The sequence below is a fragment of the Parasphingopyxis algicola genome, assembly GCF_013378075.1.
Lineage (GTDB): Bacteria > Pseudomonadota > Alphaproteobacteria > Sphingomonadales > Sphingomonadaceae > Parasphingopyxis > Parasphingopyxis algicola.
Genome location: NZ_CP051131.1, coordinates 1597899 through 1617336, shown reverse-complemented (window position 1 = coordinate 1617336; position 19438 = coordinate 1597899). Strand labels below are relative to the sequence as shown.

General features: G+C 64.8%; 20 protein-coding genes. 5 read left to right on the top strand and 15 right to left on the bottom strand.

Features of this window, described 5'->3' with window-relative positions; all coding sequences use genetic code 11:
- Window position 1: 1 nt before the first annotated feature.
- From rsfS to HFP57_RS07970, 4 genes are read right to left on the bottom strand one after another with little or no spacing between them, the layout of a single operon-like run.
- The gene (rsfS, locus tag HFP57_RS07985) at window positions 2–394 is read right to left on the bottom strand and encodes a ribosome silencing factor (protein WP_176869287.1); all 393 of its coding nucleotides are present in this window, start codon (window positions 392–394) and stop codon (window positions 2–4) included.
- Window positions 395–402: 8 nt separating this feature from the next.
- Window positions 403–1035 carry a nicotinate-nucleotide adenylyltransferase gene (locus tag HFP57_RS07980; protein WP_176869286.1) on the bottom strand — a complete coding sequence of 211 codons (633 nt, stop codon included), beginning with the start codon at window positions 1033–1035 and terminating at the stop codon, window positions 403–405.
- Entirely contained in the window at window positions 1032–1484 is a 453-nt protein-coding gene (locus HFP57_RS07975) for a hypothetical protein (protein WP_246263494.1), read from the bottom strand. Before HFP57_RS07975 ends, HFP57_RS07980 begins: the two co-directional genes overlap by 4 nt.
- Window positions 1481–2752 (bottom strand): glutamate-5-semialdehyde dehydrogenase, encoded by a 1272-nt coding sequence (locus HFP57_RS07970; RefSeq protein ID WP_246263491.1) that lies wholly within the window; start codon window positions 2750–2752, stop codon window positions 1481–1483. The genes HFP57_RS07975 and HFP57_RS07970 overlap by 4 nt, the downstream gene beginning before the upstream one ends.
- Before the next feature lie 92 nt (window positions 2753–2844).
- On the opposite strand from HFP57_RS07970, the gene HFP57_RS07965 reads away from it, so the two are divergent.
- Window positions 2845–3960: a DUF3667 domain-containing protein gene (locus HFP57_RS07965; RefSeq protein WP_176869283.1), complete on the top strand. Its 1116-nt coding sequence runs from the start codon at window positions 2845–2847 to the stop codon at window positions 3958–3960.
- A gap of 57 nt (window positions 3961–4017) precedes the next feature.
- On the opposite strand, the gene ftsH is transcribed toward HFP57_RS07965, so the two are convergent.
- The 5 genes from ftsH to ptsP form a co-directional block, all read right to left on the bottom strand.
- Entirely contained in the window at window positions 4018–5973 is a 1956-nt protein-coding gene (ftsH, locus tag HFP57_RS07960) for an ATP-dependent zinc metalloprotease FtsH (protein WP_176869282.1), read from the bottom strand.
- 91 nt (window positions 5974–6064) lie between these two features.
- Complete coding sequence (gene tilS, locus HFP57_RS07955; RefSeq protein ID WP_176869281.1) at window positions 6065–7018, bottom strand: tRNA lysidine(34) synthetase TilS; 954 nt, start codon at window positions 7016–7018, stop codon at window positions 6065–6067.
- Between the two features lie 40 nt (window positions 7019–7058).
- Complete coding sequence (locus HFP57_RS07950; protein ID WP_176869280.1) at window positions 7059–7952, bottom strand: tol-pal system YbgF family protein; 894 nt, start codon at window positions 7950–7952, stop codon at window positions 7059–7061.
- Between the two features lie 81 nt (window positions 7953–8033).
- On the bottom strand, window positions 8034–8852 hold the full coding sequence (locus HFP57_RS07945) for a helix-turn-helix domain-containing protein (protein WP_176869279.1): 819 nt from the start codon (window positions 8850–8852) through the stop codon (window positions 8034–8036).
- Window positions 8853–8957: 105 nt separating this feature from the next.
- Window positions 8958–11234: a phosphoenolpyruvate--protein phosphotransferase gene (gene ptsP, locus HFP57_RS07940; protein WP_176869278.1), complete on the bottom strand. Its 2277-nt coding sequence runs from the start codon at window positions 11232–11234 to the stop codon at window positions 8958–8960.
- 155 nt (window positions 11235–11389) lie between these two features.
- Here ptsP and HFP57_RS07935 point away from each other — a divergent pair, with 155 nt between their 5' ends.
- From HFP57_RS07935 to HFP57_RS07925, 3 genes are all read left to right on the top strand, one after another.
- Window positions 11390–11917, top strand: a complete 528-nt coding sequence (locus tag HFP57_RS07935) for a GNAT family N-acetyltransferase (protein ID WP_176869277.1) — start codon at window positions 11390–11392, stop codon at window positions 11915–11917.
- A gap of 424 nt (window positions 11918–12341) precedes the next feature.
- Window positions 12342–12884 (top strand): DsrE family protein, encoded by a 543-nt coding sequence (locus tag HFP57_RS07930; protein WP_176869276.1) that lies wholly within the window; start codon window positions 12342–12344, stop codon window positions 12882–12884.
- 233 nt (window positions 12885–13117) lie between these two features.
- A complete protein-coding gene (locus HFP57_RS07925) occupies window positions 13118–13708 on the top strand; it encodes a hypothetical protein (RefSeq protein WP_176869275.1) in 591 nt (196 codons plus the stop codon).
- 59 nt (window positions 13709–13767) lie between these two features.
- Here the strand turns inward: HFP57_RS07925 and HFP57_RS07920 are convergent, their stop codons facing one another.
- Window positions 13768–14784, bottom strand: a complete 1017-nt coding sequence (locus HFP57_RS07920; protein WP_246263489.1) for an NAD(P)H-dependent flavin oxidoreductase — start codon at window positions 14782–14784, stop codon at window positions 13768–13770.
- Between the two features lie 202 nt (window positions 14785–14986).
- Window positions 14987–16231, bottom strand: a complete 1245-nt coding sequence (locus tag HFP57_RS07915; RefSeq protein WP_176869274.1) for an aspartate kinase — start codon at window positions 16229–16231, stop codon at window positions 14987–14989.
- Between the two features lie 78 nt (window positions 16232–16309).
- On the opposite strand from HFP57_RS07915, the gene ubiG reads away from it, so the two are divergent.
- On the top strand, window positions 16310–17059 hold the full coding sequence (gene ubiG, locus HFP57_RS07910; protein WP_176869273.1) for a bifunctional 2-polyprenyl-6-hydroxyphenol methylase/3-demethylubiquinol 3-O-methyltransferase UbiG: 750 nt from the start codon (window positions 16310–16312) through the stop codon (window positions 17057–17059).
- A 41-nt stretch (window positions 17060–17100) separates the two neighbouring features.
- Here ubiG and HFP57_RS07905 read toward each other — a convergent pair whose 3' ends face one another.
- The 4 genes from HFP57_RS07905 to HFP57_RS07890 all read right to left on the bottom strand — a co-directional run bounded on the left by HFP57_RS07905 (window position 17101) and on the right by HFP57_RS07890 (window position 19420).
- Window positions 17101–17409, bottom strand: a complete 309-nt coding sequence (locus HFP57_RS07905) for a hypothetical protein (protein ID WP_176869272.1) — start codon at window positions 17407–17409, stop codon at window positions 17101–17103.
- A gap of 169 nt (window positions 17410–17578) precedes the next feature.
- Window positions 17579–18250 carry a glutathione S-transferase family protein gene (locus tag HFP57_RS07900; protein ID WP_176869271.1) on the bottom strand — a complete coding sequence of 224 codons (672 nt, stop codon included), beginning with the start codon at window positions 18248–18250 and terminating at the stop codon, window positions 17579–17581.
- Between the two features lie 89 nt (window positions 18251–18339).
- A complete protein-coding gene (locus HFP57_RS07895; RefSeq protein ID WP_176869270.1) occupies window positions 18340–18972 on the bottom strand; it encodes a class I SAM-dependent DNA methyltransferase in 633 nt (210 codons plus the stop codon).
- Between the two features lie 55 nt (window positions 18973–19027).
- Window positions 19028–19420, bottom strand: a complete 393-nt coding sequence (locus tag HFP57_RS07890; protein ID WP_176869269.1) for a hypothetical protein — start codon at window positions 19418–19420, stop codon at window positions 19028–19030.
- Window positions 19421–19438: the final 18 nt, after the last annotated feature.

The following is a 19438-nucleotide window of genomic DNA, read 5'->3' as shown; positions in this document are numbered from 1 at the left end:
CTCAGCTATCGCCTGCCGCTTCATCCTGTTCGCCGAAACCCCACATCCGCTCCAGATTGTAGAAGCTGCGGACTTCGGGGCGGAACAGGTGGACGATGACGTCGCCGGCGTCGAGCAGGACCCAGTCCGCCGTGGGCAGGCCTTCGATCCGCGTCGGAATGCCGAACTCGGCCTTCATGCGCTCGGCAAGCTTTTCGGCGATCGATGCGACATGGCGCGTCGAGCGGCCGCTGGCGATGACCATGTAATCGCCGATCGACGATTTTCCGGCGAGCGGGATCGAGGTCACTTCCTGCGCCTGATCGTCATCGAGGGACTGCAAAATGAGCTGGTGAAGATCTTCGGCCCTGTGGGCGTCGGTATTCGGGAGCGTCGCAGCTGATGAAGCGGGCAAGATGTCTCCTATGGGATGCGCCGTCGCGTGACCGGATCACGCGAAGCTGTTGGGGGAAAGGCGAGATGCCATTGCGGATTGTCACGCCGCAAGCGGGTGGCGGAGCGGGGATCGGGTCGAAAGCGCAAATACACGAGCGCTGGCGGTCTCCAATCGGTCCAATCACGCGATTGGCTTGCGGGCCGGACGAAGCGCCGCAGCCAAGCCATGGCCGGAGCGGTCAAGGCCTCATCTTCATACCCCGGACGCGCGATCACGGCAATCACAATATGCCTTGCGATGCGGCGCCAGTCTTTCCAGCGGTGGAACTGCGCGAGATTGTCCGATCCCATTATCCAGACGAACCGCCGCTTGGGATAGCGCCGGATGAGTTTTCCCAGCGTTTCAACCGTATAACGCGTGCCCAGTTCCCGCTCGATGGCGGTCGGCCGGATCCGCGCGCCGTGCGCCATCTTGCGCGCCGATGCGAGCCGCGCGGCGAGCGGCGCCATGTCCTTCGCGTCCGTCTTCAGCGGATTGCCGGGCGACACCAGCCACCAGATCTCGTCGAGGCTGAGCGCGTCGAGCGCGAAAAGGCTGATCCCCCGATGCCCCCCATGCGCCGGGTTGAACGACCCGCCGAGAAGCCCGGTGGGCTTCAAGGCGCAGGTTCTCCGTCCGGACCCGCGAGAAGCGGCCAACGCTGCCACGTGCCGAGGGCGTAGGCGATCCCGTAAACCAGCACGATCAGGGAACTCCAGACTGCGAAGGGTGTGATCGGTGTGCCGCTAGCGGCCATGGCCGGAATGAAGGCCAGGCCGCGCAGCAGGTAGATGGCCGTGATCATCACCAGCGCTGTGCGCAGCAAAGGCAATCGCGGCAAGAGCCCCGCGCCGGAAAAGGCATAGGCCGCCCAGATCGCCGATATGGCCGCAATCGCGAAGGTGATGAGCGCTGGATAGGCGAGGCCCTGTTCCGCCATTCCGGCCATCTGTTCGCCCGCGCCGAAAAAGCGATACCAGGCCGGGCCGCCGACAATCACCGCGAGGTGGAGGAGCGCCGCGATGGCCGACAGCGACCCGCCGATTGTCAGCCAGGTCTTGCCGCTCACGGCCGGACCGTGCCCTCGCCGCGTGCGATCCATTTATAGGTGGTGAGCCCTTCGAGCGCGACCGGGCCGCGTGCGTGCAGGCGGCCTGTGGAAATGCCGATCTCCGCGCCGAGGCCGAACTCGCCGCCATCGGCGAACTGACTCGATGCGTTGTGCATGACGATCGCGCTGTCGACCGCAGCGAGGAAATGCGCCGCCGCCGTTTCGTCATCGGTGACGATGGCGTCGGTATGCCCCGATCCGTGGCGCGCGATATGATCGAGCGCCGCGTCCATCCCCTCGACGATTGCCGCCGACACGACGGGTTCGAGATATTCGGTATCCCAATCCTCCGGCTCAGCCGGCACGACGCGCGTATCGAGCGCCTGCACGGCCTCGTCGCCGCGCACTTCGCAGCCCGCCGCGATCAGGGCGGCGACGACCTTGGCGGATTCGGCGAATTGCGAATCGATCAGCAGGGTTTCCATCGCCCCGCAAATCCCCGTCCGCCGCATCTTGGCGTTGACCGCAATCTCGCGCGCCATCGCGGGATCGGCGGCGGCGTGGATATAGGTGTGGCAGAGCCCGTCGAGATGGGCGAGGACGGGCACGCGGGCTTCGTCCTGCACCCGCGCGACGAGGCCCTTGCCCCCGCGCGGCACGATGATGTCGATCAATCCGCTGGCGCGGAGCATGGCGCCGACGGCGGCGCGATCGGTCGTCGGGACGAGCTGGACGGCATCCTCGGGCAGGCCCGCCTGCCGCAATCCCTCGGCAAGGCACGCATGGATCGCCCGGCTGGATTCGATCGCCTCCGAACCGCCGCGCAGGATCGCCGCATTGCCCGCCATCAGGCACAAGGCCCCGGCATCGGCGGTTACATTGGGACGGCTTTCATAGATGATCCCGATGACGCCCAGCGGAATGCGCACCCGGCTGAGCTCCAGCCCGTTGGACGGCGTGCTGCTGTCGATGATCGCGCCGACCGGATCGGGGAGCGCGGCCACTGCCTCGAGCGCGGCCGCGATGCCGGCGATCCGGTCCGGGTCGAGCTTGAGGCGATCGAGCAACGCGGCGCTCAGGCCGCCCGCCTCGCCGCGCGCCATATCGGTGGCATTGGCGTCGAGAATGGCTTGTTCCGACGCGCGCAATGACGCCGCGGCCTCGCGCAGTGCAGCGGCCTTGGTATCCGTCGGCGTCTGGGCCATGATCTTCGCGGCTGCGCGGGCGCGGGCGCCCATATCGGCGACCAAGGCCTCGGGATCGGGAATGGCGCGCTGTTCGTTCATCGCAGGCGGCATATCATGCCTGATACCGGGCGTGAACGGCTATCGACGAACCGGCTTCGACGCGGCTATGTGCGGGGCAGGGGAGCGAGGCGATGGATAATGGGATCGAAGGCGTAGGAGAGGTGGTAACGGGTGGCCTCGCGGCGCGGGCGGTCGAACCCGCGTATGGCGAGGGTCGGGCCGAGGACGGCGAAACCCATTGTGGCAATTGCGCGACCGAGCTGATCGGAACGCATTGCCATTATTGCGGCCAGAAAGCGCATGTGCACCGCAGCATCGCGGCGATCGGCCATGACCTCATCCATGGCGTGCTGCATCTCGACGGCAAATTCTGGCGAACCCTGCCGCTGCTGATCTGGCGTCCGGGCCAGCTGACCCGCCGCTACATCCACGGGGAGCGGGCGAAATTCGTGTCGCCGCTCGGCATGTTCCTGTTCGGGGTCTTCCTGATGTTCGGGATCCTGACGATTTACGGCGTGTCGCTTTCCAATATCGACGTCGACGACGTGACGACCGAGGCGGCGCAAGGGGAGCTGGACAGCCAGACCGCCGCGGCGCGGGAAGAGCGCGCCGAGCTTGATCGCCAGCTGGCTGTGCTCGAAAGCCAGCCCGGGCGACAGGCCGATGCAGCTGCACTCCGACAACGGATCGACAATGTCGACGCGCGTATCGAAGGCCTTGATATCGGCCAGGAGGGCGTCGAGGCCTTTATCACGGGCGGGGTCGCCGCGGACGGCAACCCGGTCGAGGATCAGGGCGTCAATTTCACGACCGGCTGGGACCGGCTCGATTACGGGATCCAGAAGATCGAGGATAATCCGGGCCTGGCGCTCTACAAATTGCAGGCCAATTTCTACAAATTCTCCTGGTTGCTGATCCCGATCTCGGTGCCGTTCGTCTGGCTGCTGTTCTTCTACACGCGCCGCTTCAAGATGTACGACCACACGGTCTTCGTCACCTACTCGCTGGCCTTCATGTCGCTGTTCGCGATTATGCTGACGGTTTTGGGTTTTGCCGGACTCGGGGCGAACTGGATCGCGATCGCGGCGCTCATCGTGCCGTTCGTTCACATGTACAAACAGCTGCGCGGCACCTATTCGATCGGCCGGATCAGCGCCTTTCTGAGAACGAGCGTCCTCGCCCTGTTCTGTTTTGTCACGGCGCTGATCTTCTTCATATTGCTGCTCGCGATCGGGGCGCTCGGATAGCGCGCAAAGAAAAGGCCCGCCGAAGCGAGCCTTTCCCGTATTGCGATTGCGGTCCGGTCAGGCGCCTTCGGGCGCGGGATCGCCGAACGGCCGTTTGCGCGGCTTGGTCTTCGGAATGCTCGATCCGCCCACGGGCACGGCTTTCGCCTTGTCGTCGCGGTCTATGTCGCGGCCGATATCCTCGCCCCTGATCGCCTTCTTGGCTTCTTCGCCGTTCAGCGTCTCGAATTCGAGCAGCGCGCCGGCGAGCTTGTGTAGCTCGTCGATATTATCGGTCAGTACCTGCCGCGCCCTGCCTTCGGCTTCCTCGATCAGGCGCCGGACTTCGGCGTCGATGAGCTTGAAAGTTTCTTCCGAGACCTGCTGGTTGCGGGCGACGCTGTGGCCGAGAAACACCTCGTCCTGATTGTCGCGATAGCGCAGCCAGCCGAGTTTCTCGCTCATGCCATATTCCATGACCATCGAACGGGCCATGTCGGTCGCCTGCTGGATATCGTTGGACGCGCCAGTGTTGAGCGAATCCTCGCCATAGATCAGCTGCTCGGCGATCCGGCCGCCGAAGCAGAGCGCGAGACGCGCCTTCATCTGCTGCATCGACATCGAATAGCGATCGCGATCGGGCAGGTTCCAGGTCACGCCGAGTGCCCGGCCGCGCGGGATGATCGTTACCTTGTGCAGCGGATCGCAGCCCTCGACATGCAGGGAGACGAGCGCGTGGCCGGCCTCGTGATAGGCGGTCGACTTCTTCTCTTCCTCGGTCATCACCATGGATTTCCGTTCGGAACCCATCATGACCTTGTCCTTGGCTTCCTCGAACTCGTCCATCGCGACGAGACGCTTGCCCTTGCGCGCGGCGAGCAGCGCCGCCTCGTTGACGAGATTGGCGAGATCGGCGCCCGAGAATCCGGGCGTGCCGCGGGCGATCGTGCGCGAGTCCACGTCCGGCGCCAGCGGTACCTTCTTCATGTGGACGTCGAGGATCTTCTCGCGGCCTTCGATATCGGGGCGCGGGACGACGACCTGACGGTCGAAGCGGCCGGGGCGCAGCAGCGCCGGATCCAGCACGTCGGGCCGGTTGGTCGCGGCGATGATGATGATGCCTTCATTGGCCTCGAACCCGTCCATCTCGACGAGCAGCTGGTTCAACGTCTGTTCGCGCTCGTCATTGCCGTTGCCGAGGCCCGCGCCGCGATGGCGGCCGACGGCGTCGATCTCGTCGATGAAAACGATGCAGGGCGCGTTTTTCTTGGCCTGTTCGAACATGTCGCGGACGCGCGACGCGCCCACGCCGACGAACATCTCGACGAAATCGGAGCCGGAAATAGTGAAGAAAGGCACGCCCGCCTCGCCCGCGATCGCGCGCGCGAGCAGCGTCTTGCCGGTACCCGGCGAGCCGACGAGCAGCGCGCCCTTCGGAATCTGTCCGCCGAGCCGTGAGAATTTGCCCGGGTCCTTCAGGAATTCGACGATCTCCTGTAGCTCTTCGCGCGCTTCGTCGATCCCGGCGACGTCCTCGAACGTCACCTTGCCCTGCTTCTCGGTCAGCATCTTCGCCTTGGACTTGCCGAAGCCCATCGCGCCGCCACCCGCATTTTTCTGCATCTGGCGGATGATCAGGAAGGCGATGCCGAAGATCAGGATGAAGGGGAGGAGGTTGAGCAGCACATAGGTCCAGATGCCCGCCCGTTCCTCGGGCCGGCCGCTGATCTCGACATTGGCGTCCCGCATCGCTTCCACGGGGATCGCGACGCCGGGCGGCAGATCGGTGCGGAAGGTCGACTGGTCGGTCAGCGTGCCGTTGATGAAGCCCTGGTTGATCTCGACCTGCTGGACTTCATTCTGTTCCACGCGGTCGAGGAATTCCGAATAGGGAAGCGCCTCGTCGGCACGCGCGCTGCCGCTGTCGAACATCGTGACGAACAGGATGAGCGCCACCAATATGCCCGCCCAGATAAACAGGCTTTTCACCCAGGGATTGGTGCCGCCCTCTTGGGGATCTTTCTCGTCATTCATGCGCTTGAACCTCTCATTCGGTTCCAAGATAGGATTTTGCCCCGAAAAGACAATTAGCGGTGGAAGATGAACGTCGGGTGGCCGGGGCGTCTCACCCCGTTTTGCGCGGTGGAGCCTTTGAAAAACACCAGATTTCCGGGCTTTCCGTGAAATAGAGAATCTTGCCGATCGTTCCTTTATTGCCTTGTGAAAGTGCGTCGATGACGCCGTCGAGCGCCGGTCCGCGAGTCCGGTGCCCGGGATCGACCCGTTCGAGGCAGATCGCAACGAGCCGGCGGAGAAGCTCTCCGGGATAGTCCGTCCGGTCGAGGCGCACGGCTCCATCGCGGCTTTCGATGTGCCCCTCGGCCTCGCGCGCCGCGGTCCAGCGGAGCGCCTCGGCGGCGTCGCGCAGGGCCTCGACGCTGCGGGCGAGCCGGTCGGGATCGAAGTCGGGAAAATCGTGCAGGGCTTCGCGCATCCGGACGCGATCGAAAGCGAGATCCGCGTTGCTGGGATCGGCCACCGCCTCCAGATCGCGCTTCGCGACATGGGCGACGAGTTCGGCCTTGCGCATGCCGAGCAGCGGCCGGATCACGGCGCCGTTCACCGGCCGGATAGCCGACAGCCCGTCGACCCCGCTGCCGCGCATGAGACGCATCAGGATAGTCTCGAGCTGGTCGTCGGCATGATGGGCGGTCGCGATCCAGCCCAGGCCCTTATCCTCGCGCCAGCTTTCCAGCAGGGCATAGCGCGCCGCGCGGGCCGCCGACTGGATATTGCCGCCGATCGGTTCCTCCGGAGCGAGGATCGCATGCGGAACGTCCAGCCGGCAGCAGATCGCCGCGACATGCTCGGCTTCCGCCGCCGCTTCGGGACGGAGCCCGTGATCGATCGTCGCCGCGGCCACCGCACCGGGATAGGCTTCGGCCGCCAGCGCGAGCAGGGCGAGACTGTCGGGGCCGCCCGAGACCGCGAGCCCGAGCCGCCGGTCGGATGCAGGCGCGGCACCGGTCAGCCGTTCGGTCTCGGCCCTGAACCGGTCGGTGAGGGATTGCGCGGGCATGGGGCGATCCTTAGCCGCACCCATGGCAAAAGCGAAACCGTCAGCTGCAGCCGGCGGCTTCGCGGGCGGCGGGGACCTGCTCGCTGATCGTGCTGCGCAGGCCGTCGCCATAGACCTCCTGCAATTCATCGAAGGCGAGGCAAGCGCGGTCGTTATAGTTGAGCTCGGTCAGCGCGACGCCGAGGAAGAACAGGCTGTCGGCCGCGCGATCGCCGTTCGGCAATTCCTGATAGTTGCGGACGAAGATCTCGGTTGCATTGGCGGGCTTGTCATCGTCGAGATAGGCGCGGCCGAGCAGGTTGCGGGCAAAGCTTTCGAACCGGTGACCGGGATAATTTTCCACCGTTTCGCGCAATTGCGTCCGCGCTTCGGCGTAACTGCCGTCGCGCCATAACCGGTAGCCGCGCACATAGGAGGCTTCGGCCGGGTCGTCGGGAAGCGGTTGTTCGGCGGTTTCGCTTTCGGCAGGCGCCGTCTCGGCTTCGGTGCTGTCCGGTTCGGTGGCGTTTGCCGGTGTTTCCGGGGACGCGTCGGCGTCGCCCGTCACCGTATCGCCCTCGACCGGCACCACCGGTTCGATGGGCGGCGCCGCAGCCGCCTGCAGCGCCTCGACCATCGACCGTAGCTGCCGTAGTTCGAAACTGTTTTCTTCGACCTGGCCGGTCAGCGTCGCGAGCTGGCGCTCGAGCGCGTTGACCCGGTCGGTCAGGTCGGTGATCGGCGAGGACGCCGGATCTCCGGCCATGCCGCTCTGCCTGTCGGCCTGGATTTCGGGTTCGAAGAAATCGGAGTTTCCGCCGGGAAAAACCTCGCGTTGCAGAGCGCGGACTTCGCGCTCGACCCGGTCGATCCGCCGGTCCAGATCCGCGCCCTGCGAAAGCGCGGGCGTAGCGGCGCAGCTGGCCAGCAGCGCGGCGACAAGCATGGGACGCATATCGATTTCCCCTCCGTAAACCCGAACGGCAATCTATATCGCGCGCCGATCCTGACGCCAATATGAAGCGGGCTCAAGCTGTTAGTTGGCGGGCGGCGGTTCCGCGGCGGGGCGGGGGCGGGCCAGGTCCGCCGGCAACAGGCTGACATCGCTGATCACGGTCTCGGGCGGCCCGATCGGATCGACCGCCTGTCCGCCCACGGTTACGCGTAGAGCATCGGCGCGGCCCGTGCGGATTGCGGGTTGCACCGCGTCCGCCGGAACCTCGTAGCGGTCGCCCGGCTGCATTTCGGCTTCGTAGATCCGGTCGCCGCTGTCGCGCTCATAGATGCGCAGCCAGACCGTATCCGTGGCTTCGAGGACGACGGCGCCGTCGGCCGGCGGAGCAGCGGGGGCGGCGGGCTGTGCGCCGCTCGGCACGGCGTCTTCGGCAGCCGCCGGCGCGTCGGTTCCCGCTGCGAGCCGAGCGCGGTCGTCGCTGTCGAGGCCGAACATGCCGCTGCGCCACAATGCGTAGGCGACGATCAGCGCGATCGCGATTCCGGCGGCGATCCAGGCCAGGCTGCGCGGCGGGACCCGCGCCGGATCGGTCGGCTCGAAATAGTCGCCGGCTGTCTCGCCCGCCGAGCGGAAATTGATTTCCTCGCGAAACTCCTTCGCCATCGCCTGCGCGTCGAGCCCCACGGCCAGCGCATAGGCCTTTACGAAGCCCGTACTGTAGGTCGGCGCAGGCAGTTTTTCATAGTCGCTGTTTTCGATATTCTGGAGCTGGCGCAGCGGGATACGGGTCGATTTCGCGATGTCGTCGAGCGATATGCCCTGGCTCTCGCGGGCATCGCGAAGCTTGGTCCCCACCTGGGACTCGAACAATGCGGCGTCTTCGCCATCCTCTTCCGACATTGGCGTCCCCTGCCGACGCAGCCCGCAGACTGGGTGCGTTCAATCGGGCTTTCGCAAGCTGCTGACATTTATGTCAAGGACTTCGCCGATACGGCGCTTGGGAAATCAGGCGATTGCGACCGACCGTTGCTCTGCCCAGTCGAGCAGAGTCTGGCGCATATCGGGCGGCGGTTCGGCGAGCCATTCGTCCATCCTGCCGCGCAGTTCGCCGGCATCGAGCGAGCGGATCATCGCCTTGATCGCGCCGACCGCGGCCGGGGTGATCGACAGCTGTTCGACACCGAGCCCGATCAGCGCCATCGCCTCTATCGGCCGGCCGCCCATCTCGCCGCAGATCGTCGCGGGCACGCCGGCCTCGCCGGTCTGGCGGATGATGCGACGCAGGAAGCGCAGGATCGCCGGGCTCAGCCAGTCGTACCGGTCGGCGATGCGCGGGTCGGCGCGGTCGGCGGCGAACAGGAATTGGGTGAGGTCGTTCGTGCCGATCGAGAGGAAATCGAGGCGCGGCAACAGCTGGTCGAGCGCTTCGGCAAGCGCCGGCACTTCGAGCATGCAGCCATAGCGGATTTCGTGCGGCAGCATGTGATGATGGTCCTCGAGCCAGACGCGCTGGGATTCGAACAGCGCCCGGGCCTCGTCGAACTCCCAGGGTTCGGACACCATCGGAAACATCACGTTCAGCGTCTTGCCCGCCGCCGCCTCGATCAGCGCCCGCGCCTGCACCTTCATCAGGCCCTCGCGATCGAGCGACAGCCGGAGCGCGCGCCAGCCCATGGCCGGATTTTCTTCCTTGGTCGTTTCGGCGCGCAGATAGGGCACGGCTTTGTCGCCGCCGATATCGAGCGTGCGGAAGATCACCGGCTTGTCGCCCGTCGCGTCGAGCACGTCCTTGTAGAGCTTCTGCTGCGCCTCGCGGCGGGGCAGGGTGGCCGAGACGAGGAACTGGAATTCGGTGCGGAACAGCCCGATCCCGTCGGCACCGGCGAGGTTGAGCGCGGCGACATCCTCGCGCAGCCCGGCATTGACCATCACCTTCAGCCGCCGGCCGCATCGGGTCTCCGGCGCGCTTTCGCGCAGCGCGGCGAATTCGGCGCGCTTCTGCTGCATCCGGGCGAGCTTCGCCTCGAACGCCTCGATCATCGTCATGGACGGCCGGACGAAGACCGCGCCTTCCTCGACATCGAGCAGCAGTTCGTCGCCTTCATGGATCAGCCGCCGGACATCGGCGACCCGGCCGAGCACCGGGATGCCCATGGCGCGCGCGACGATCGTGACATGGGCGGTCAGCGACCCTTCCTCGAGCACCACGCCCTTCAGCCGCCGCCGGTCATATTCGAGCAGTTCGGCCGGCCCGAGATTGCGCGCGATCAGGATCGAATCGTTCCGCAGGCCGAGCTGCGCCGCGGTTCCGAGCTGCCCGGCGACGATCCGGATCAGCCGGTTGGCGAGATCCTCCAGATCGTGCATCCGCTCGGCCAGCAACGGATCGTCGATCTCGTGCATCCGGGCCCGGGTGCGCTGCTGGACGCGCTCGATCGCGGCTTCGGCGGTCAACCCGCTGTCGATCGCCGCGTTGATCCGGCGGCTCCAACCCTCGTCATAGGCGAACATCTTGTACGTTTCGAGCACGTCCTTATGCTCGCCGCCCGCCCCGAATTCGGCCTGGTTGGCGAGCGTGTCGATCTGTTCGCGCATCTTGCCGAAGGCCTGGTAGACGCGGGCGCGTTCGGCCTCGACATCGTCGGCCACCGTATGCTCGATATTGACGCGCGGCTGGTGGAAGACGGCCACGCCCTCGGCCATCCCGACGACGAGCTTCTGCCCGGTGAGCCGCATCGCTTCGGTCTGGCGCGCGGTTTCCGGGTCCGCCGCGCTGTCGTCGATCAGTTCGGCATTGGCGATCAGCTCGGCGAGTACCATCGCGACCGTCTGCAGCGCCTCGATCTCGACATCGTCATAGGGGCGCGGATCGGCATGCTGGACGGCGAGCACGCCCACCGTGCGCTCGCGATGGATGATCGGGATGCCGGCGAAGCTGTGATAGGTCTCCTCGCCGGTCTCCGGCTTGTAGGCGAAATCGGGATGCGCGGTCGCCTCGTCGAGGTTGAGGATCCGCCCGCTCTCGGCGATCACGCCGACCAGCCCCTCGCCCAATGCCAGCTTGGTGACATGGACCGCGTCCTGGTTCAGCCCGCGCGTCGCATAGAGTTCGAGTACGCCCTCGCGCAGCAGGTAGATCGAGCAGACCTCGCTCGACAGCGCCTCGCCGATAATCTCGACCACGCGGTTGAGCTTGGCCTGCGCATGATTGCGCGACGCCATCACGTCGTGAAGCCCGGTCAGTATCTCCCGGGAGGCGGTCTTGGCTTCGGCGAAACTCATGCGCGACCGGTTAGCAGAGCGATGCGGCCCGCGCCAATGCGGAAACGCTAAGCGGCGCGAAAGAAAGGCTTTGACTTGAAATCGGCTCGCAATCCGCGAAATTCGCGGTCGCCATCGATCTGCGCTATAGAATGGCGCCTGACAGGGACGACGCGATGACAGACTATACGATCCGGCCGGCCAATCGCGACGACGCGGCGCAACTCGGCATAGTGGGGCCGGCCTCCTATGCCGCCGCTTACGGCTATCTGTGGCCCGAACCGGCGCCGCTGATGCGGCACCTCGAAACCTATGGCGAAGCGGCGGTCCGCTCGGCGATGGAGGACGCGAATACCGCCTTCTGGCTCGCCGAGAGCGACGGCGTCGCCGCGGGGTTCGCGATGGCGGTTCGCGGCTCGGAGAACCCGGAGACCGGGAGCGAGAGCGGCGTCGAGCTCCGGCGCATGTACCTGCTGCCCAATGTGCGCGGCGGCGGGCTCGGCAAGCGGCTGTACGACGCGGTCGAGGCCGATGCGCGCGAGCATGGCCATAACCATGTCTGGCTCGACGTGATGGACAGCGCGGACTGGGCCTATGGCGCCTATCTGCGCTGGGGCTTTATGGAGCTCGGCACGCGGACCTTCGACAAGGCCGTTTACGCGGACCGGCGCAAGATGATCCTGCTGGCCAAGGAAATCTCCTGAAGCCCGCCCCGGTTGACACTGGTTGACACGGGCCGGGGGTAACCGTCCGCCATTGTCGCCGTAAGTTCACAAAGTTCACACATGGCCGTCCACGCAGAAGGCGCGCGCACCGCTCAGTGGGAGAGGATCGATGGGGCCTGCACGAGCGAGGCGGATGTCAAAGAGCCGGCGGCAAGGCCGCTGACTTCATAATAGCATGGCCGGGTGTTTGTAGGACAGCAAATGGGATCGCCTATTATGCCTTTTCGACCACCGCCGTCATTGCGAGCGTAGCGAAGCAATCCAGGGCCGAGCGCGAGACGCTCTGGATTGCCGCGTCGCTTCGCTCCTCGCAATGACGGCGCGTTTTTTACGGTGTCCGGCTGGCATGCGGATGGTGCCGGCGATAGACAGCACGAAAAATCCCCTCCGAAAGGACGCCCCCATGCTCAAACTCGCCACGGCCCTGACTGCCTTCACCCTCGCCGCAACGCCGCTCGCCGCGCAATCCGAAGCTTTCCATGCCGGCCCGGTCTTTACCGAGTTCGGCCAGATCGCCGATGTCGAGACGACCATGGCCATCCCGGTTGATGCGCAGTTCGCGGTCGCTTTCGATACCGCGACACGGGCCGAACCGGGCGAGATCAACCGCACGCTCAACAGCGCCGCGCGCTTCATCAACATGCATGTCGCGGCCGGAGTGCCGCGCGAAAATATCCGCGTCGCGGTCGTCGTCCACGGCCAGGCATCGCTCGATCTGACGCGCGCCGAATTCTACGCCGCCCGGCAGGACGGGGCGGAGAACGCGAATGCCGCGGCGATCGAGGCGCTGCTCGCGAACAACGTCCAGTTCATCCTGTGCGGACAGACCGCCGCCTATTACGAGATCGATGTCGAAGATTTGGTACCGGGCGTCGATATGGCGCGGTCGGCGATGACCGCGCATGCGCTGCTGCAACAGGACGGGTTTACGCTGAATCCGTTTTAGGCGCATTAACGTGCATTGCCATGGCTCAGTACTCTCACCATTTCTTGCCCCTATCACCACCCGTGACCGGCGAAGAGTTGAAAAACGTTAGCTGTCAAAAGCGAATTCCTTTTCGGACAAATTCCGGGATTGAGGTGGTGGTTTCACTGCTCGGTCGAAAGCACACGATCGATGCGATCGCCGTGTCTACTCCGTCAAGCATGTCAACCGGTGATCGTTCAAAATGGGTTCGAATGATCACCAACCATATGCTCACTACTTTGCGCTTGGCGTATGATACCGAAGCCAATGCAATTCGGCTCGGGGACGGTCTGATTAGCTTAGCAAACGAGACTGACTCACACATACCACATTACCCGGCAGACATTCGAGTAATGGCGCCTTCAGATCGAGTCATCGATTTTGACAACATAGCCTCAATTTTTGCTGGGACGATGGACCCGGCAAAAATGCAGATCCTCGCATTGTTGATGGAAGCTCAAGTTCCAGCGATCCCTGTCCACTACAAAGTCTTATCTCTGATAAGAGCGTTAGAAGTATTGCTACCGGACCCAGTCGACCGACAAAAGTACCTCGAAAAATATGAACTAGAGTTTGCAAAGATCGAAATATCGGAGCGTCCTCTCAAAAACGCCTTGCCCGAACTGCGAACTCGTTGTGCGCATGGAACATCTCGCGGGGGAGCTCCACCGCTAGTTGCACCAATCTTCGCCGAATTGGACAAACTAGTCGAGCTTTTGCGTCTGCTGAGACGGGCAGTGGTGGGTCGGATTGGCTCAGATTTTGGGATCAAATTCGAGGTAAACGAAAGCAGCCATTCTTAGGCCAGAAGACCTAGAGGCCGATGCGGACGCGTCGCCAAGATGCCTTGATTGGCATACACCTAACCCCGGTTCTTCTCCAGCGCCTTGACCGCCTCGTCCATCAGGCTGGCGATGATGTCGGCGACCGGCTCTTCAGCCTTCACCATCCCGACCGACTGACCAGCCATCAGCGAGCCGTTCTCGACATCGCCGTCGATCACCGCGCGGCGCAGGGCGCCGGCCCAGAAATGTTCGATCTGGAGCTGCGCCTCGCCCATTTCGATCTCGCCGGCGTCGAGTCGCTTGGCGACCTCGATCTGCTTCTTGTTGAATTCCTGCGTGCCCTTGTTCTTGAGCGCGCGGACCGGGATCACCGGGAGGCGATCGTCGATCTGGGTGCTGACGATCGCGTCGCGGGCCGGGGCGCGCATGAACGCCTTTTTGAAATTCTCGTGCGCGATGCATTCGGTGGCGCAGACGAAGCGGGTGCCGAGCTGGACGCCGACCGCGCCGACCTCGAGCCAGGCGGCGATCGCATGGCCGCGGCCGATGCCGCCGGCGATGAAGATCGGCAGCTCGTCGCGCAGCTCGGGCAGGATTTCCTGAGCGAGGACGGAGGTGCTGACCGGTCCGATATGGCCGCCTGCTTCCATCCCCTCGATCACCAGCGCGTCGACGCCCGAACGGTGCAGCTTCTTCGCGAGCGCGAGCGCCGGGGCGAAGCAGATGAGTTTCGCACCGAATTCCTTGATCTTGGGGATCGCCCAGCCCGGCGGCAGGCCGCCCGCCAGCACGACATGGCTGATCTCATGCTTCGCGCAGACTGCGATCAGTTCTTCGAGCTGGGGGTGCATGGTGATGAGGTTGACGCCGAACGGCTTGTCGGTGCGCTTTTTCGTCTCGGCGATTTCCGCGTCGAGCATATGCGGCTCCATCGCCCCGCAGGCGATGACGCCGAACCCGCCGGCGTTCGAGATGGCGGAGACGAGGTTGCGCTCCGAGATCCAGCTCATCGCGCCGCCGAGAATCGCATATTCGGTGCCGAGAAACTCGCAGCCCCGGCGCATCATCCGCTTGATGTCGTTCTCGGTGGTCATGGGGTTTTTCCTTGGTCAGACTCGACCTGTCGGTCGAGCGCGGCATCGGGAGATTGATTTGTCAGAATTTCCCTCTCGGTAAATCGCCGCACCGGCCCGCTCCCCCTCCCGGCCTCCCCTAGGGTAAACTTATTGGGAGGCCGGGAGGGGGAGCGGGCCGGTGCGGCGCTCGACCGACAGGTCGAGTCTGACGAAAAACCGCTCACGCCGCATCATCCTCGGCATCCAGCCCGTAAGCCGTGTGCAGCACGCGCACCGCGAGCTCGGTATAATCCTCCTCGATCAGCACGCTGACTTTGATCTCGCTGGTGGTGATCGCCATGATATTGATCTTGCGGTCGGCCAGGGTCTGGAACATGGTCGAGGCGATACCCGCATGGCTGCGCATGCCGACGCCGACGACCGAGACCTTGCAGACATTGGTGTCGTGCGCGATCTCGCGATAGCCGATTTCGTCCTTGGCCTTTTCGAGCACGTCGAGCGAACGGGCGAGGTCGGCGGACGGGACGGTGAAGGTCACGTCGGTATTGCCGGTCTCGCGCGCGAAATTCTGCACGATCATGTCGACATTGATGTTCGCCTCGGCGAGCGGCGCGAAGATCGCGGCGACCGAGCCGGGCTTGTCCGCCACCGATTTGAGCGTCACCTTCGCCTCGTTCTTGTCATAGGCGATGCCGGTAATCAGCTGCTTTTCCATGTCGCTGTCCTCGATTTCCTGTTCGTCGACGATCATCGTGCCGGGCTTGTCGTCGAAAGACGAAAGCACCTGCAGCGGGACCTGATGCTTCATCGCCAGCCCGACCGAGCGGGTCTGGAGTACCTTCGCGCCCACGCTCGCCAGCTCGAGCATCTCCTCGTACGTCACCTTGGCGAGCTTGCGCGCCTTGGGCACGATGCGCGGATCGGTCGTGTAGACGCCGTCGACATCGGTGTAGATGTCGCAGCGGTCCGCCTTCATCGCGGCGGCGATGGCGACCGCGGACGTGTCGGAGCCGCCGCGGCCCAGGGTCGCGACGCGGCCTTCCTCGGTCATGCCCTGGAAACCGGGGATCACCGCGACCTTGCCGCCCTCGATCGCCTTGCAGACGATATCCGCGTCGATATTATCGATCCGCGCCGAGGCATGGGCTTCGGACGTGCGGATCGGCAGCTGCCAGCCCATCCAGCTGCGCGCCTCGACATCCATCGACTGGAGCATGATCGCGAGCAGGCCCGACGACACCTGTTCGCCCGACGCGACGACGACGTCATATTCGCGCGGATCGTAAAGCGAACTGGCTTCGCGGCAGAACTGGATCAGCCGGTCGGTCTCGCCCGCCATCGCCGAGACGATCACCGCGACGTCGTTGCCCTTGTCGACCTCGCTCTTCACGCGCTCGGCCACCGCCCGGATCCGCTCGATCCCGGCCATGGACGTGCCGCCGAATTTCATCACGATGCGGGCCATTGATCTCCCGGAAACCCCCGAAAAAATGCGCTTTGCCCCATGGAACAGGGCGGGCGATCCTGTTAGGCAGGGCGGGTTATGAACGCAAGTGCAGCATCACCGCCTCCCGCTCCGTCTTCCGGCTCGGTCGATCCGAAGGAGGCCGCGCATTTCGGCAAGCTGGCGGCCGAATGGTGGGACCCCAAGGGTTCGTCCGCCATGCTGCACCGGCTCAATTCGCCGCGGCTGCGCTATATCCGTGATGCGATCGACCATCACTGGGATTGCGACGAGCATGACCGGCGCCCGCTCGTCGGCAAACGTGCGCTTGATATCGGTTGCGGGGCGGGGCTGCTCGCCGAACCGCTGGCGCGGCTGGGCGCGGATGTGACGGGTATCGATGCGGCGGTCGAGAATGTCGAGGCGGCCCGGGCGCATGCGGCGCAATCGGGACTGGCGATCGATTATCGCGCCGGCGGGATCGAGGCGGCCGACGGCGCCTACGATCTCGTCACCTGCATGGAAGTGATCGAGCATGTCGCCGATCCGGCCTCGTTCGCCCAGGGGTTGGCCGATGCGCTGGCGCCGGGCGGTTTGCTGATCATGTCGACTCCCAACCGCACGGGCCTGTCGAAGGTGGCGATGATCACGGTCGGCGAGGGCGCGGGCCTGATCCCCAAGGGCACGCATGACTGGGACAAATTCCTGATGCCCGAGGAACTGACCGGCCTGCTCGAAGATGCGGGGCTGTCGGTCTCCGATGTCTCGGGCCTGAGCTTTTCGCCCGCGCGCGGCTTCGAGATTTCCGAGCGGACGGCGCTCAACTATCTGGTGACGGCCCGGCGCTGACGGCCGCATTCAGCCGCTCGGCACCGGGCGCACCGTTTGCGCTATTCGCACTGGCATTTGCCGCTGGTCGTCATCGTCGCGGAGAAGCGGTTCTGGCCGACCGCCGGATTGAGCGGCTCGCTGCTTCCCGAACTTTTCTCCTCGACATAGGCGCAATTGTCGCTGCCGGAACACTTCTTGGCCCGGCAGGCGCGCGCGGCGGCGGCCTGTGCCGCGGCGAGCGCGTCATTTTCCGCGCCCTCCCGCGTCGGGCTGTGGGCGGTGGCGCTGCGCTCGACGGTGCCGTTACAGGCCTCGCTGTCCTTGATGGTCTTGGTGGGCGTGTCGCCCGACTTCTTTTTCTCGATCATGACGGTCTCCTTGATTGATGGGTTCAAACAACTGGCGACCGGGAAGGATCATGGACCGGGCGGAAGCAGCCGGCTGTGACTGGCGGCATAGGTGGGCGGGATTGTCGGCAACGGACCCCCGCCTGCGCTGGGGTTGACGCTTCGGAAGGCTTTCACCTTCCGCGGCGCGTCAGAAATCGACTTTGTCGTAATGCGCCGGGGGAGAGATAACTTCCATGCGCTCGCTCAGCAGCGGGCGGAAGCTCGGGCGCGACTTGAGGCCCGCATACCAGGCCTTGGCCTGTTTGTGGCTCGACCAGTTGAAACCGCCCAGATAGTCGGCGACCGAGATTTGCGCCGCGCCCGCAAGGTCCGCGAGGCTGAGGGTGGAACCGCCGACCCAGCGGCGATGGTCGAGCAGATAGTCGATATAGTCGAGATGGGAGTCGGCGGCCTTCATCGCCTCGCGCAGCACCGTGCCGTCGGGCGCCTCGCGATGGACGAGCCGCTTGAACATGCGTTCGTGCATCAGCGGGGCGACGACATCGACATAGAAATTCTCGTCGAACCAGGCGACGAGCCGGCGGATCTCGGCGCGGCTGTCGGCCGGCCCGGTGATCATCCGCGCGGCATCGACCGTCTCTTCGAAATATTCGCAGATCGCCCGGCTGTCGATCAGCGTGCCGCCCTTCTCCTTGTCGATCATCACCGGCGTCTTGCCTGCCGGGTTGATGTCGAGAAACTCGTCGCGCCGCTCCCAGGGCGATTCCCGCACCAGATCGTAGCCGATGCCCTTTTCGCCGAGCAGCAGGCGGACCTTGCGACTGAACGGACAGAGCGGAAATTGGTAGAGTTCCCACATGAGGCGCGGTTGTAGCGCGGTGGCCGAATCCGTCCAGCGGTTATTCGGCTTTGCCGATCACCGGCCCGGCGCCTCGTCCGGCATCTTTTTCAGACGGTTTGCTTGCCCCAAGCCATAAGCACCGACCGGCCCCCGCATTCGGCGTCTTCGGCGACGAAGGCGATTTTGCGAAATCCGCTTTTTCGCAGGATATCCCGATATTCGATTTCGGACAGGCTGGCGTGATACACGGTCTCGCCGCCTACCGTGCCCGTCACCTCGCCTTCCCCGGGACCCACCGTGAGAAGCATGGCGCCGCCATCGCCGATCCGGTTCGCCAGATCGGGAAGCGCGGCGCGCTGTTCCTCGACCGAAAGGTGGAAGAACCCGTCCCAGCTGCAAATTCCGTCGAACGGGCCGCTCGCGTCGAGCATTCTCATATCCTGGACGTGCCACTCGGCCCCGGAGTGTCGCTCCCGGGCAAGTGCGATCATGGTTTCCGAATAGTCGACGCCGACAAGTGCGAAGCCTTTCCCGATGAAATAGGTGCCCACGGGATCGCCGGCTCCGCATCCCAGATCGAGCAAACGGCCGCCCGGCGGAATCCGGGCGGCAAACCGATCGAGCCATGGTTTTTCGTACAGCGAGCGGGGACGTTGCCGATCCCATGTCCGCGCCTGCCGCTCGTAGACATCGCGCGTTGCGGTCTTGGCGGCTTCGATGGCGGAGGCGCGCGCGTTCATAGCGTCACGATAGGCCGAATGAAGGCAGCGTTCCAGCGCCCCTGGTCGGCGACAGCTATTCCGGCAGCGAGCGGCCGAGGCTCTCGCCCCAGCGCTCGAGTTCAGGAAGCATCGTTTCGATCTCGCTGAGCATCGTACCGATCATCGCGGTTGCCATGCGCGCCTTGCCGCGCAGATCCTCCTCGGCGCCGGGATTGTCGCGCACCATCATGTCGCGCAGCGTATCGTCCGGGCGCACATCGCCTTCGACCTCGACATCGGGCATCGCGCTTGCGAGCCGGCCGACGGGGAGGTCGAGCAGCGTGTCCATGATCCGGTCGACGGCGATCACCGCCTCGTCCTGATGCGCATAGGGATCGTTGTCCCAGATATCGTCATCGGCATTTTGAGCGAGGGCCGGCGTGGCGAACGCCAGTGCCAGCGGAGCGAGAAGGGGCCATGCGCGCATCGAAAACTCTCCCGTAAC

Excerpts from the sequence above, each read along its gene's own strand:
- HFP57_RS07970 (WP_246263491.1), bottom strand. The coding sequence starts at position 2,752 with ATGAACGAACAGCGCGCCATTCCCGATCCCGAGGCCTTGGTCGCCGAT.
- HFP57_RS07965 (WP_176869283.1), top strand. The coding sequence starts at position 2,845 with ATGGATAATGGGATCGAAGGCGTAGGAGAGGTGGTAACGGGTGGCCTC.
- ftsH (WP_176869282.1), bottom strand. The coding sequence starts at position 5,973 with ATGAATGACGAGAAAGATCCCCAAGAGGGCGGCACCAATCCCTGGGTG.
- tilS (WP_176869281.1), bottom strand. The coding sequence starts at position 7,018 with ATGCCCGCGCAATCCCTCACCGACCGGTTCAGGGCCGAGACCGAACGG.
- HFP57_RS07950 (WP_176869280.1), bottom strand. The coding sequence starts at position 7,952 with ATGCGTCCCATGCTTGTCGCCGCGCTGCTGGCCAGCTGCGCCGCTACG.
- HFP57_RS07945 (WP_176869279.1), bottom strand. The coding sequence starts at position 8,852 with ATGTCGGAAGAGGATGGCGAAGACGCCGCATTGTTCGAGTCCCAGGTG.
- ptsP (WP_176869278.1), bottom strand. The coding sequence starts at position 11,234 with ATGAGTTTCGCCGAAGCCAAGACCGCCTCCCGGGAGATACTGACCGGG.
- HFP57_RS07935 (WP_176869277.1), top strand. The coding sequence starts at position 11,390 with ATGACAGACTATACGATCCGGCCGGCCAATCGCGACGACGCGGCGCAA.
- HFP57_RS07930 (WP_176869276.1), top strand. The coding sequence starts at position 12,342 with ATGCTCAAACTCGCCACGGCCCTGACTGCCTTCACCCTCGCCGCAACG.
- HFP57_RS07925 (WP_176869275.1), top strand. The coding sequence starts at position 13,118 with ATGATCACCAACCATATGCTCACTACTTTGCGCTTGGCGTATGATACC.
- HFP57_RS07920 (WP_246263489.1), bottom strand. The coding sequence starts at position 14,784 with ATGACCACCGAGAACGACATCAAGCGGATGATGCGCCGGGGCTGCGAG.
- HFP57_RS07915 (WP_176869274.1), bottom strand. The coding sequence starts at position 16,231 with ATGGCCCGCATCGTGATGAAATTCGGCGGCACGTCCATGGCCGGGATC.
- ubiG (WP_176869273.1), top strand. The coding sequence starts at position 16,310 with ATGAACGCAAGTGCAGCATCACCGCCTCCCGCTCCGTCTTCCGGCTCG.
- HFP57_RS07905 (WP_176869272.1), bottom strand. The coding sequence starts at position 17,409 with ATGATCGAGAAAAAGAAGTCGGGCGACACGCCCACCAAGACCATCAAG.
- HFP57_RS07900 (WP_176869271.1), bottom strand. The coding sequence starts at position 18,250 with ATGTGGGAACTCTACCAATTTCCGCTCTGTCCGTTCAGTCGCAAGGTC.
- HFP57_RS07895 (WP_176869270.1), bottom strand. The coding sequence starts at position 18,972 with ATGAACGCGCGCGCCTCCGCCATCGAAGCCGCCAAGACCGCAACGCGC.
- HFP57_RS07890 (WP_176869269.1), bottom strand. The coding sequence starts at position 19,420 with ATGCGCGCATGGCCCCTTCTCGCTCCGCTGGCACTGGCGTTCGCCACG.